General features: G+C 56.0%; 7 protein-coding genes. All 7 read right to left on the bottom strand.

Going from position 1 to position 13,514, the window contains the following annotated elements:
• Positions 1-75: 75 nt before the first annotated feature.
• Positions 76-1,209, bottom strand: coding sequence for a glycoside hydrolase family 88/105 protein (locus C5O23_RS07580; protein ID WP_107032344.1), 1,134 nt, complete (start codon positions 1,207-1,209; stop codon positions 76-78).
• 28 nt (positions 1,210-1,237) lie between these two features.
• Positions 1,238-4,042, bottom strand: coding sequence for a glycosyl hydrolase (locus C5O23_RS07575; RefSeq protein WP_240597732.1), 2,805 nt, complete (start codon positions 4,040-4,042; stop codon positions 1,238-1,240).
• A gap of 19 nt (positions 4,043-4,061) precedes the next feature.
• A complete protein-coding gene (locus tag C5O23_RS07570) occupies positions 4,062-7,238 on the bottom strand; it encodes a DUF4450 domain-containing protein (protein WP_107032343.1) in 3,177 nt (1,058 codons plus the stop codon).
• Between the two features lie 111 nt (positions 7,239-7,349).
• Positions 7,350-9,455 (bottom strand): hypothetical protein, encoded by a 2,106-nt coding sequence (locus tag C5O23_RS07565; RefSeq protein ID WP_107032342.1) that lies wholly within the window; start codon positions 9,453-9,455, stop codon positions 7,350-7,352.
• A 323-nt stretch (positions 9,456-9,778) separates the two neighbouring features.
• Positions 9,779-11,242 carry a BACON domain-containing protein gene (locus C5O23_RS07560; RefSeq protein ID WP_107032341.1) on the bottom strand — a complete coding sequence of 488 codons (1,464 nt, stop codon included), beginning with the start codon at positions 11,240-11,242 and terminating at the stop codon, positions 9,779-9,781.
• 15 nt (positions 11,243-11,257) lie between these two features.
• Positions 11,258-12,559, bottom strand: coding sequence for a DUF4302 domain-containing protein (locus tag C5O23_RS07555; protein WP_161553571.1), 1,302 nt, complete (start codon positions 12,557-12,559; stop codon positions 11,258-11,260).
• A gap of 24 nt (positions 12,560-12,583) precedes the next feature.
• A complete protein-coding gene (locus tag C5O23_RS07550; protein ID WP_107032339.1) occupies positions 12,584-13,477 on the bottom strand; it encodes a zinc-binding metallopeptidase in 894 nt (297 codons plus the stop codon).
• Between the last annotated feature and the right edge of the window lie 37 nt (positions 13,478-13,514).

The following is a 13,514-nucleotide window of genomic DNA, read 5'->3' as shown; positions in this document are numbered from 1 at the left end:
ACAGCGCGGATGGAGCGGTTGTTTTATCGGGAGGGTAGTGAAACACCACTCGCCATCTATGCTATAAACTGTGACTTATTTGAGCTTGTAGACTTCGGTTCCGGCCAGAAGGAAGCAGCCGGTACCGTAGTCGTCGAAGTCGGGCTTGGAGTCATAGGCCACGGGCTGACCGTCTTTTGGCTCTTTGCCGGTGCCCTGCACATAGCCGAGGTAGCCGTTGGGGTGAACGGCTTCATTGACCATCGCATTCCAGGCTTTGGTGATGACGGGGAGATATTTGGCGCGGTCGAGGATGCCGTTGTTGACACCCCATGCCATGCCGTAGACAAAGAGAGCGGTTCCGGTCAGCTCCTTGCCGCCGAAGTTGCTTTCGTCATGGAGGCTCACGTTCCAGAATCCGTCTTTGCGCTGACATTTCACGGCTGCCTCACACATGGCCTTGAGGTCGGCGATGTAGGCTGCACGGTGGGGATCGTCGGCAGGAATCTCGTCAAGCACACGCACGAGAGCGGCCACAACCCAGCCGTTGCCACGTGACCAGTAGCAGTTCTTGCCGTTGGGTTCCTTGTAGGGGGGCACGAAGTCTTTGTCGCGCCACCAGAGACCTTCTTTTTCGTTGAAAAGACCGCCGGCGAGAGTGTTGCGGCTCCAGCAGTACATGTCCCAGGCTTTTTCGTTGTAGCGCTGGTCGCCGGTCAGTTTGCTCATCTTGGCCAGTACGGGCATACCCATCTGGATAGCGTCGATCCAGGTCCAGTCGTCTACCTGGGGAGTGTTGACGAGCATGTTCATGCAGGCTTTGGTCTTGGTGAGCATACGGGGTTCGGGGGTCAGATTATAGAGGTCGATGTAGGTCTGTGCGGCGCAGTAGTTGTCGGCGTTGCGGGTGGTGGTGTCGTCGCGGCGCATGCCCCAGTCGAAACCGTCGGCCCAATTGTAGGCGTAGTCGTAGTAACGGTTGTCGGGGTAGATCGAATGGAGAGCCATCAGGCCTTCGAAGTAGACGGCGCGGGTCCAGATGTTGGCCTCGTAGACTTTCTTGCGCGAGTAGTAGGGGATTCCGAGCAACGGATCGGGATGTTTTTTGAGATAGTGGTCGTTGACCTTTATGAGGGTCTTGAGGGTCTGTTCGCGGGGAGGAAGCTGTTCGGCCGCCATGCAGGGGAGTCCGAGCAGGATTGCAAGTGCGATGATGATGGATTTCTTCATGGAATTGCAGTGATTGGATTGTTATTGTTTAATTGTTGATTTTTACGGGTATGAGACTCACTGTGGAGTTGAGTCCGGCGGGGACTTCCTCCCAGTCGCCGAACGAGAATGTCTTGGCATTGGTCACCGAGGCGATGTTGGCATCTTTGAAGATGCGCCACTTGATGCCGCGGCGCTCAAAGTCGGCTATGCGGTTGGCCTGGTTGTTGGTCACGCGGACTTCGAGGCGGTTCAGCCCAGGCTTGAGCAGACGGCCCACGCTGAGGGTGAAGGGGGCTGACCAGACTTTGCCTGCGTCCTGGCCGTTGACGGTGACTTCGGCGCTGTGGCGCACGTCGCCGAGGTCGAGTATCCAGTCAGAGGCTTCAGCCGGATTGTCGAGGCTGAACTCTACGCTGTAGACAGCGGTACCGAAGTTTACTTTGGCTTCCTCTGGGGGCAGATCGGTCCATGCGGTGAGGGTGTCAGTGGCGAAGGTGCCGCTGATGGCCGGCTGGCTGTTTTCAAAGACTATGCTCCAGCCGCGGTCGATATTGACTGGCTTGCCGGCAGGCTCGATGTAGCCCCAGGGAGCCATTTCGGGCTTCACGGCGAAGGTTTTCAGCATTATCGACTGACCGGGACGTAGCTGCAGGCGCAGGCTTGTGGTGCCGGGCTCAGACTCATAGGTTTGAGCCAGTCCTGACTCTCCGGTGAGCGGATCAAAGATGCCTACGGCGGCAGCGGAAGTGGCCAGGGTGACTTTTCCGTCGATGGCGTCGCCTTTGAGGTTGGCGAGGAAGTAGTTGAAACCTCCTGCCTCGTTGCGGCGGCGTATCATGGAGATGTTACGGTCGGAGCGGAGGGTTTCGGGGCGCAGTCCGGAGAGTTTCAGTCCGGAGGCTATGTCAGGAGCGGTGATTATGCGGCCCTTGCCTTCGGAGTGGACGCATGGCACGGAGCCTATTTCAGGAGCGGCCTGCAGAAGGGTCCGGAGTGAGTCGAGGCGCTGGTCGTAGCGGCTGAGACCGGGCACATCAGCGGGCAGAGAGCCGGTGACAATGACCGTGGCTCCTTCCTGAGCGAGTGACAGCAGCTTTTTCAGTGTGGCCGGGTGCATGAAGCGCACGGCGGGCACTATGATAGCGCCGTAGGTGGCATCGCCTGTGCCTTTCAGACGTCCGTCTGTGCTGACGGTGAGAGTCTCGGTCAGGGCGTCGGAAATGTAGTCGGGGTCGTAACCGGCGGCCATGATTTCGGTGACGTGCTGCTTGATGTCTGGCATGCGCTGCTGCATCTTGTGGATGTCAAACATCAGATATGGATTGCCTCCCTGACGGTGCCAGACATCTTCAAGCGGGAAGTAGAGAAGCACGTCATTGTCGGGAGTTCCGGCTGAAAGGAAAGCCTGGCAGCGGGCTATGTAGGCGAACAGTGCGTCGGCATCGCGCCAGATGCTGTTGGTCGGCGACATGTTGATCGAGGCGTAAAACATCCATCCGGGGAAGGCAGCGCCTTTGGGCGAATAGGGGGCGCCGTGGAAATAGACGTGGTTCACGCCTGAACAGAACATCTGGTCAAGTTCGGGCTTGCAGCGGGCCAGAGTGGTGCGGAAATGTTCGGTGAGCCAGGTGAGAGTCTCGGCCGAAGTGAGTTTCTTGCCGGTGACATGGGCTGCCGAGGATGCGAATTTCAGCACGGCGGGGTCGGAATCGCTCGGACGCGAGGGGCCGTCCTGCACCAGACCGGGTATAGAGAAGTCGGTCTGTCCGAAGGATTCGCATTCAGGGATGTCGACCGCGGCGTAGAGGTCGATGATATTGGCCGGTGATCCATGACTCTGGTTGCGCACCCGTGCGCCGTGGCGGTGGGAGCGGGCCATCCACACGTCGGTGAAGTTCTCGCGGAGCATTCGGGCGAGGGTGGCGCGGTAGTCGCGCACCACTCGGCTGCGGAGGCTGTCGTGGTTCTCCTGGTCGAGGAATTCGGGCAGGTAGAGTTCGAGCTTGTAGCCGTGGTCGCGTTCGAATTCCTCGAAGATGTTGTCGGCCCAGTCGGAGCCGTAGACTTCATAGGAGTCGTTGAAGAAGCTGTCGGGGTATGGAATGCCTGATGAGGCAAACGCGCGGTCGAAGCGGTCGAGATAGCTGTTGACCGCGATGCTGTCATAGTGGTTCACCACCAGGCCTTCGCCTCCGGGGGCGGCGCGTTTCACTTTCTGGAAGGTGCGTCCGCTGAAAATGGCATAGACTTTCCAGTCGCTTTTGGCCTTGGGGGCTTTCCAGTCGAGCAGGGAGTCACGGCGCAGGCGCGAGGTGATGTCGATTCGGCGGTCGCCGTTGACTGCTATGATGCGCTGGAGGGTGGCCACTCCCTGCTGCTTTCGGTCAGAGGGGCGGACGGTTATTTTGAGCTTCTTGCCTGGGCTTACGGTCCAGCTTTCGGCCACACGCTTGCGCGCGCTTTGGGCGGCGGTGACTTCCGGGCCTCCGAAGGGCCAGCCGGTGCCGTTGTTCATGTCGATCTGCAGGCCGAGGCGCTTGCCTTCGGCTATGGTATGGCCGAGCATGTTCATCCACTTCGGCGACAGATAGGATATATCATTGGCTTCGTTGCCCTTGACTCCGTAGATTGGGGTGATCTCGACTCCTCCAAGGCCCTGGCGGGCAAACTCTTCGAGGTTGTAGGTGAGACCTTCGGGGTCAACGGCGCTTCCGAGCCACCACCAGCGCACAAAGGGGCGGTTTTCGGTGGTGACCGGATACCAGTCGGTCACTTCTGTTGCGCTAAGGCATCCGGTGCCTGCGCCGAGCAGAAGGCCGAGTGTAAGGAGGGTTTTATTTTTCAGATTCATGTGCGGTCTGTTTAGAGAATCAGGGGCGCTGGAGGGTTATGCCCATAAGGCCTATGACTACGTCGCCTGAGAGGGTTTCGATTTCCAGTGATTCGAGTTTGCGTTTCGGATCTGCGGGGATGTCAAGCACCACGGCGGCTCCGCCGGGAATTGTGCCTACGATGTCGCCGTCGGCTCCGGTGCTTTCAAGCTCCTGGCGTTTGCCAACCTCGCGGGCGAGATCGCGGGCCACGTGGCCGGTCTGCAGATGCATGCGGTAGAGCGGTTTGGTTCCGGGAGCGAGGGCGAAAGCGTGGTTGTCGTTATAGAAATCCTGTTCGATCGGGGCCCAGTTGTGAGGATTGACCAAAGGGGTGACGCTTTCGCTGCCGTCTTTGTAGCGGATGCGGATTTTTCCGTTCTCGATGCCTGACTGCATGTGGTTTGTCGAGCCGGCCATAACGAGATAGAGATGTGAGGCTTTGCCGCTGAGTTTCACGGAGGCGCGGTCGGGATAGTTGTCCCATAGAGAGGTGTAGATCACGTTTGAGCCTTTGGCCGGTAGGGCGAAGGGGATGCCGAGTTCGGTGACGAGGCGTCCTTTCTCCCGGTCCAGGCGGCTGCGGAGTCCGGAGTCATCGATCTCGGCGGTGAGTTTCGGGTGACACCATTCGCCGATGCCCTGCGCGGGGATCTGGAGGGTGGTCACCTGCGGACGCGGCGAGAGGTAGCGGTTGCGGAAGATGTCGGTGACAGAGGCGTTGTAGGCCTTGCGCAGATCTACGGTCTCGCAGCGGGTGGGGTTGATATCGTCGAATCCGGGTGCGGCTACGGCGGTGAATGGCCTGTGGGCTGAGATTTCGGCGGTCCACCATTTCAGCACGCCGTCAGCCATCTCGGTGAATTTCACCGGGCCTTCCTCGCGCACGCGGCCGGTAGGGATGGCGGTCAGCTCGCCGGCGGTCTCGATGACCACTTCAAGCTGCGGTTCATTGCCGGCGTTGATGCGCAGACGCGGGGTGCCTATCGAGCTGTCGACATTTTCCCAGGCTACGGTGCGGCCGTTGACTTTGACTGAGCGCACGCCGTGGACCGGCACTGTGAGCAGCACCTGAGGCGCGAGGCGGTAGCGGTTGTCGATGGTGTAGACCAGGCGGTCGCCGTCGCGGCGGAAGCTGTAGGCTATGTCTGGGAGATTTATTGAGGCTGAGTTCCAGTCGGAGGGGAAACCGGGAATGATCTCTACACGGGGAGTGGCGGCTGTCATGTCAGGGCGGATGCCGAAGAGGCCTTCGGTGAGGGCGCGGCTCCAGACTCCGATGGGGTCGGCGAAGTCGCGGTAAGACTCGCCGCGCACGGCGTCATAGTGGCTGATCTGGCCGAAGTTGAGGGGCGATGCGCCGAGATACATGTTGTCCATCACCACGGCTTTCATCAGCCGGCAGGCTTCCTCGCTGCGTCCGGCCTGCCAGTAGGCGAGGGCGGTGTGCATCACTTCGGCGATGGCCACGTTGTTGATGCTCCAGGAGTAGGGTTTCCAGTTGGTGGTGGAGATGGTGTAGATGTTGTCGACTCCGCTGTCTGAGAGCACGGGGATGTGGGGGATTACGCTGTCGACATAGCAGGTGGCTGCGTAGGCCTGGAAGGGGTCGGCGATCTCGGAGTCGATGGCATGGTAGATGGTCCAGACTGCTGCCGAGGGGTGGAGACGCTGTTTGCCTCCGGCATCCTTGAATTCGGCCCAGTGGCCGCGTTCGGGCATCCAGAGGGTGGCGTCGATGGCTTTGCCGATGGCTTCGGCTTCATCGAGATAGGGGGTCGGGTCTTCGCCGATGATCTGTGACACGCGGGCGGCCATGAGGTTGGCGAAGCGGTTGTAGGCCGAGGAGTGGGTGACGGCGCCGCCACTGTAGTAGAGAGCGTCACTGGCCCAGATGCAGCAGTAGGCGTCATAGAGGTGGTCGCCGTCAGGGTCGAAGTTGAGTTTTTCCCAGGCGAGATGGCGTTTGATCACCGGGAAGAAGCGGCGCATGGCTGCGGTGTCGCCTGTGTGGCGGAAGTGGCGCATGAGGGCATCGATGTAGACGAGATTCATGTCGTAGTGCGACATTTCGCCTTTCTTTCCCGGTCGGCGGCAGATGTAGCCGTTGCTGTACATGGGTGTTCCCCAGCGTTTTTCAGCCCGCGCGAGGTTGAGGGTGCTGTCCTGGCAGGGATGCTGGAGTGTGGCGGGGATGTCGGTAACCTGATTGTCGGCATAGGTGGCGAAATGGGTGAGGGCGCGGTCGTGGCGGCCTATGGCGTTGCCTACGTAGGCACCGCGCCATCCGAGGTGGGGCGTGCGCCATCCAATCGAGCCGTGGAGCCATGCCTGTCCGCTCCAGATGCCGTCAGCGGCCACTGACATGGCGCTGCCTATGGGGTTGAGCCAGGGATCTGGGGTTGAGATGGAGACTGCCGATGCCAGAGCGGCTCTTTCGCTCTCGGCCTGCTTCATCATGGCGGGGATGGAGAAGCCGGCGGGGATCACGGGCGAGGGGATCAGGGTTATGTATTTGCTTTCGCCGGGGGCGAGGACTATCTCGCCTTCGTAGACCGGGAGTTCGCTGATGTGTGAGCCGGCGGCAGGTATGAGCAGCGAGAGTTGTGCGCGCTGTTTGTTGCCGTATTCCACTCTGACGGTGTCGCCGTTAACGGTGAAGATGTTGCCCTTGCAGTATTCGGGCTTGAGGTCGAAGCATGTGGGGTCGTCGACACCGAGGTCACCCTCGCGGAAGAATTTCTTGTCGGCCACGCCTCCGAAGCGCACGGGCACTGTGACGGCCGAAGCCGTTGTATTGGTCAGGCGCCAGAGAGCCATGTCGGTGCTGCGCATAACCTGCGCCTCAACCTCGATGCCGCCCTGGGAGTAGTCCATGCGGCCGGGGGTGTAGCGCGCGGTGCATGAGCCCTGTGGGAGTGTCAGACGGAGGTTGCCGCCCATGCGGGGCAGGTAGATGCCGAATTTTGGCATGTCGCTGCACTCCATGCGGAAACCTGAGTGTGCGCCGTAGAGGGCTCGGTTGAATTTGGTCTGTCCGTCGGTGCAGACAGCCGAGATTCCATCGGGGCGGTAGTGGGTCTTGCGGATCTGTGTATTAGATGCCGCGCCTGCCCTGAGAGGGGCAAGCGTGGCTGTGAGGGCCATGCACAGCATGGCGGCTTTTGTGAACTTCATTTACAAAAGTGATGGTTTTGAAGGGTGCCGTCAGAGAGGCACCCTCCGATTGTGGATTCAAGATAATTCCTTATTGGGCGGGGCGGGGCGCTTTCACGCGCTTGATCCGGCTTAGGGGAGGGGCTTGATGCCTTCCCAGCGCACGTCCCAGGTGCCGTCTTTCGGGAAGCCGGGATTTTCGGTCTCGCAGCCGTCCCAGCCGGCACACATGAGGGCCACTGCGGTGAGCAGGCCGCCGTTGCCGGGCAGATAGCAGCGCAGACGGTTGTCCTGATAGTTGTGGCCGTTGGGGAGATAGGTGTTGGTGCGCTTGTCCATGAGCAGGGCGTTGACAGCCTTTTCGGGATGGCCGAGGCGCACGGCGTTCATTGCTGTGGTGGGGTAGTCCCAGCCCCAGGTCTTGTCCCAGTTCCAGTTGTCATATACCCAGTCAAAGGTGTTGTCCATGATGTCGGCTTTCACCAGGGGTGAGTTGGGGAGGATGCCTACGGCGGCGAGCACGGCCATGTGGTCGGAGGTCAGACGGATATCGCTGTAGGTCTCAGGAGCTGTCTCGGCGGCGAGATAGAGGCTGTCTTTTGCGGCGAGGGGCGAGAGCGATGCTATGATTTCGTCCCATTTCTCTACGCGAGGTTCACCCTTGCGCTCGCGCCACTGCTGGGCGGTGTTGAGGGCGAAGTGCCAGTAGGCCAGTTCGAAGGGGGGATTGACGGTTTCGGCTGCGCGGAGGGTTTCCTGTGCGGGGATGATGCCGCGGAGTATGTAGCGGCCGGTCGAATCCTGTTCGGCGAAGTCGGCCATGAATTCGGCTGTGCCCTGGATGAGGGGATAGTAGCGGTTGACCATCGCGCTGTCGGGGTTGGCGCGGTAGAGGAGTTCGGCCAGATAGATCAGGTGGGGCTGCTGCCAGATGAGGAAAGATCCCACCTTCGAGGGGGCTTCCATGCCTGAGGGATCGGTCATCTTCATCCAGCGGAGACCTTTGAAGCCTTGGCGCTCGGCTATCTCGCGGGCTACTCCCTGGGAGCTTTCATACCAGGGGAGGGTACGGTTGAGCAGGTCTTCGTGGCCGTAGAGGGCAAACTGTGCCTGGTGCCACCAGATCATTTCCATGTGGAATTTTCCGAACCATGAGTTGTAGGTGAGGCCGGTTTCCTGGGGAGGGGTGGAGCCTGCACACTGGATGGCGAGGAGGTATTGCGAGAGCACCACGCGGCGTTCGAGTTCCTTGGCGCGCGGGTCGGTGCAGTGGCTGAAGTCAACCACTCCGCCCTTGGTCCAGAAGTCTTTCCAGTAGGTCGAGGATGCATCGCGGGTCTGGGCTACGGTTGGGGCTGCGTCCTGCGGCACGTCGGGGAGGAAGGTGGCGGTAACGGTCCACTCGTTGTCGGCCGGGGTGAGCGTGAGCTGGTTGCGGCCGTCCTGACGGAGTGAAGCGTTGCCGCTCCAGGCGAGGTCTATATAATAGGTGGTGGAGTCGAGGCTGTGGCGCAGGAGGGCGCTGTTGGCGTCGGCGCGGACAATGTCTGTGGTGTGGAGCGAGTCGGCGGTCCAGTTGCAGGCATCGTCACAGTGTCCGCCGGTCGGATAGGGGAGGCGGATTGCCAGGGGCAGATGCTTTTCGTCTTTGATCGAGGCGGCGAGCATGTCTTTTTCGGGGTGGACGTAGGTGCGGACAGCCACGGGAGAGCCATCGACCTTGAAGTCAGAACGGATTTCGCCGGTCCACATGTCGAGGGTCTGGTCGATGTCGGTGATCCGGTCGGGCTGAAGTCCGGCAAAGCCTATTGCTCCGAGGTGGAGGCGGTGGGGGTTGACGCGATACCAGTTTGCGGCATCGTGGGGGCGTCCGGCTTCCTTGAACTGCACTGCGTAGGGTTCTTTGCGGCCGCGTCCGAAGTCATAGTCCTTAAGGGCTTCTTCGGGACGGAGGTTGTCAGGGTTGGCGAAACTGTGCCATCCCCACTGTGCCTGAGTGCCGAGGGGCACACCCTTACTGTAGAGTTCGGGGAATGTCTGGAGGCCGGTGACGTCGACGGTCACGGCGAATTCTCCGTTGCCCACAGAGAGCGAGGCGAGGGTGTCGATGGCGGTGATGTGGGGGTTGTTTCTTTCCACTAAAGCCTGACGGTCAATGGCTGAGGCAGATCCGCAGGAGTAAAGAGCCGAAAGCGGCAACGTGAGAGCCGCTGCATAGAATAAGTTTTTGAAAGTCATCGGTTCCGATACTGTTATGGTAAATTTTAAGGTATTTGGCACAAAGTTACGAATTTACCCGCAGACTGCAAAATTTGGCTTCAGGGTGGGTTTGGGAGATTTGGGAGTTTTGGAAGGTTTGGGGACTTTGGGAGATTTGGGGTTGGCCTGATTAGCCTGATTAGAAGGCCTCAGGGTTCTCAAGAGAAAAAAGTCAGCCCCGCCATAACCGGTCGGTCGGGGCGGGGCTTGGGTCAGGTATGGTTGCTGTTTGTCTGTATTGTTGTCAGATTAGCGGACCATTTTTTGTCCGGTTGCCGAGATTGTCTCAGCGGGCAAGCTGATTATAATTCAATTCGGCGAAATTTCTTCGCTGAATCTGGACTTATCTTAAAGGGGATATTTGCAGCTTTGCGCTTAATAGTTCTTGCTGCGGCTTTTGCTGCATCTGTAGAGGCTGCATCTTCGGCGCTGTAAATGCGGAGGAGAGATGGATTAATCATAATCTCAAGGTTGCCTTGTGCGGTATCATCGCTCAGCTCTGAGTTAGAAGAAAAACATCCGATGCCATAGCCGATAAGATTTAATCTGTTGGTGGATACGCTTGCGAACTGGCCGATCAAGCCTTCTGTTCCATCGCTTGAAACTGTAGAAACAAAGGCTGCGTTCATTTTCTGGTCGCGTGTGTAATACAAGGCAATATCATCACTTCCCATTGTTACCGGCGAGAGGAAGCAATAGTAGTTCTGGAACATGCCGATAGAAGTTGATCCACTTGAAATTGTGACTGACAGAGTTTCGTCATTGTATTCAACCGGGATGGTCAAAACCGGTTGTCCAGTAAAATAAATGTCAGTGACGGTCAAGGTATAATTTTTTCCGTTGCGTGAGAGTTTGGCCGGGAGTATAGTAAGCTCCATTTCGTTAAAATAATCGTAGAAAGTGAGGTGGAAATCACCTGCTATCTCTTTGTCAAATTCGGCCTGCACTATAACTAATGATCCTGCTTCACCGGCTATTTCATAGTTGAGTGTCGCGTTACGGATGCGACCTGTGGTATTGGCTTCTGTAGCGATTGAAACTGTGTTATTGGCAAAATCAGCCTGAACCCAGTCTGCTTCAGTCGTAAATTTGACAGGGATATCAGCTTTAAACTCATAAGTTTTGGTGCTTTGCGAGTCATTGACGCGAAGAGTCTGTATTTTGAAGAGCGGAAATTTCAGTTCTTCCTGTTCAACCGGAATGGAGTATTCCAAATCACCGCATTTTACAGTTATGGTTGCGCTGCGGGGGATCAAAGTCATATTGGCTTCAATTGCGATGGTGATTTTGTTATCAGCAATCGAAGTGTTAATCCAGTCAGCATCATCAGATACCTCGATGGGTACTGTCGCATCTGCGTTATAAGACTGGGTCCAAGCATCAGAGTTGATGCTGATCGGCTCGATTTTATCATATTTGAAAATGATGCCTGACTGGATAATCGAGATGTTGTCAGTAGCGTTGCCGCATTTGACTGTGATTGATCCGCTTCGGCCTGAGAAGGCGTTGTTCTGGTCAACGGCGATGTCAATGCGGTTGCCATCAACAGAGGCTGTGATCCATTCATTGTTGGCGGTTACTGTCACCGGGCCTTTGGCCTCGAAGGTGATCGAGCCGGTAGAAGCCGAGGCGGGGAAAGATGTCTCATGGCCTGTGATCGAGATGGCCGATTCGGTTGTGATGTCCGGCGCTTCATAATCGCTGCACGCGGTGAAACCCGCGGCAGCAATTATAGCGAACAATACTGATTTATATATCTTTTTCATAAGTGTTCAGTTGTTTTAGAGCTTTACCAAAGAATTGAGATATGGTAGCTGAGTACTGCCATTTATCATCCAGTTAGGGTCAGAGAGTTGACCTGTTGAAGAGCCGGAAAGATCTGTAGTCCATAAAATGAATGAGTCAGTTGCTAATGATCCATTATTAGGTGTAATGGTGAATGTCCCAGGTCTGTCAGGATCCTTAATAACGAATACACCATAAGATGAATCCCATGCAAGGCTACCTCCTCCTCCAAGGCTCCAGGCTGCAAGCCAGACAGCTTCGTTGCCATTGATGCCCAAAAGCTGAGCATTGATTTCAAGACAGCCATTGGCTTTGTTGTAAGAAGCTGCGACTGTGTATCTATCGTTGAAGCCGGTCAAAGTATATTCACCTATCATCTTGTCTCCATCAATCTTAACATTGATACTTCTCAGTCCAGAATAATATCTGAAAGAGAAATTACCGATATAATCATCAAAGAAAGCATAGGTTTCAGGCAGAACACCGGTTAGAGAAATCTGATTGCCGTTAGAATCTTCTCCGGTAAATGTGCCGGATTTATTAGAATCGTCATATGCATAATTCAATTCTGAGATTGTTGCTCCTTCTATTGTTATGGGGTTTTTAAACCGAATTCCGGTAGAAGTTGACAGATAGTACTCACCTGAGGATTGACTATTGTCTTCACCCCAGAAAAATTCCATGTAGTGAGTATTAATGTCATTCTTGCAAGTAAGAGCAATAGCGCCTACAGCACCATTAGCCGATGGGACAACATTGGTGTCATATATTTTACCTGCGGCATGAATAAAGGCATCAGGGGCTTCGTTGAGACGGTGGAGATACATGGTGTTGCCGGTGCGGTTTCCACGGAGTGTGATGCGATCTTCGGTCACGTCCATGATCATGAACTCGAAATCACCGTCTTTAGCTTCATATTCACCGCTTGAAGGAGTGGCGAAGAAGTGCATGAGGGTGTTGTAGGAGTCGAACGAGAGTACAGGGCCGTTGTTGGTATTGAGCTTGTAGAAGCTGGTTTCCTCCATGTCTGGTGAGAGTTCGCAACGGACAGATACTTTTTTGTCATCGAACTTCAGAGCATAGATGATTCCGCCGTATGAAAGGTTGCGGTCAGGATAGTAGTCGAAGATCCATCCGTTGTCAGAGCTTGTGAGTACGGCCTTGGTGTTTTCAAGGACAGCCTGCATACGTTCTGACGATGATTCGTCAAAGAAATCTTCCTGATCTTTCAGACAGGACTGGAAGGCCAGTGTCGAGAATGCAAGCAGAGTTGCTATGAATAATTTATTGAGTCGCATAGTTTGATTCATTTAGAAGATGGATTATTTTACAGTGAGATCCTGCAGGTCAACGAGACCTGAAACAACTTCATTCTGACGGCGCTGCACTACTTCGCGGAGCTCATCGAGATCGATACCGAAGTTAGATAGCATGTAATCACGCACGATGTCGAGTTTCTGCTGGATGAGGCCTGATCCGGTTGCTCCGGCCTGGGTCATCCAATTGTCCCAGGTAGCGCTGTCGTTTGTGATGTAGACAGACATTACTTCTGCAAAGTCTTCAATGTAAGAGTGCTGCGAGTAATCGGAGATGAATCCGCGCGGGAGCCAGTTGGGGGTCTCATTCCACATGTCGGCTACATAACCGGTAGGGGTTATTGTCTGGAAATCAGAGGGAATAGTCCTTGTCTGGTTGAGGATGTGGGTGAACTCGTGGTGGATTGTCTTGATGTAGTAGTAATTCAGGGTAGCTGCGCTCTGCATATAGGTCGGCAGATAGTTGAGACCGGTAAGGAAGATTTTCAGACCTCCTTCGGCAGTGCCGAGAATGATGGTACCGTTGTTCTGGTATTCCCATTCGCCTACGGTGTAGAACATCTTTGGGAAGTACTGGCGGGTGAAGTCAACGCCGGCTACTTCGTTGTAGGTTTCAACGCAGAGATGCTTGACAAGGTGGGCCATTGTGTTGGCATCTTCGTAGCGAGCCGGTACGAGGTAGTAGTTGAAGTCACCTTCGATATCTTCGTAACGGTATTTGAAGTCGATGTTGTATGGCTTCCGGTAGTTGGCTTCAATCCAGAGGTCGAGATCATTTTTTTCGGTCACTCCGGGTTCGATCACCGAGTAGCTTGTATCGGGATCGTCAGAGGAGCAGGCCGTGAAGCCTAAAGTTACGGCGGAAAGCAGTAAAAGGCTTAATATTCTGGTTTTCATCATTGTGATCTTTTAGAAATGATTAGTTTGTTTTTGGGGG

Source organism: Duncaniella muris (genome assembly GCF_003024805.1).
In the GTDB taxonomy this organism is placed as follows: Bacteria; Bacteroidota; Bacteroidia; order Bacteroidales; family Muribaculaceae; genus Duncaniella; species Duncaniella muris.
The sequence above is the reverse complement of the archived record's forward strand: the minus strand, read 5'-3'. Positions and strand labels throughout refer to the sequence as shown.